This is a genomic window from Pseudonocardia sp. SID8383 (genome assembly GCF_009864975.1).
Lineage (GTDB): Bacteria > Actinomycetota > Actinomycetes > Mycobacteriales > Pseudonocardiaceae > Pseudonocardia > Pseudonocardia alni.
This window is the reverse complement of the sequence record NZ_WWFY01000329.1, coordinates 1-362: the sequence shown is the minus strand read 5'-3', so window position 1 is coordinate 362 and position 362 is coordinate 1. Positions and strand designations below refer to the sequence as shown.

Genomic DNA, 362 nt, shown 5'->3' with positions numbered 1-362 from the left:
TCGAGGGTCAGGCGGTGGGCCCGGCCCCGGCGTCCGGGCCGCGCTCCCCGGCGGGGCCCTGCGGGGTGACCGGGCGGGCCGCGATGAGCCGGTCCAGGAAGTCCCCGGCCTCGCGGGCGGCACGGTCCACGTCGCCGTCGGCGATGGCCTCGACGATCCCGGTGTGGGAGATGTCGTCCTCGGTGCCCGCGGTGCCCGGCATCGTGGTCTTCACACTGTCCGCGACCGCCTCCACCACACCCCGGTAGAGCTCGACGAGCAGGCCGTTGCCCGCACACCGGACGACGGCCACGTGGAAGTCGGTGTCCGCACGGGCCGCGCGCTCCAGGTCCGCGGCGTCCGGCTCCTCCCCGCGACGGCCG

General features: G+C 77.1%; 1 protein-coding gene. It reads right to left on the bottom strand.

Annotated features, from left to right (window positions below; all coding sequences use genetic code 11):
• Nucleotides 1-7: 7 nt before the first annotated feature.
• Nucleotides 8-362 (bottom strand): FadR/GntR family transcriptional regulator (locus GTW08_RS07835; protein ID WP_161151691.1); only part of this gene is annotated, 355 nt, incomplete at its 5' end.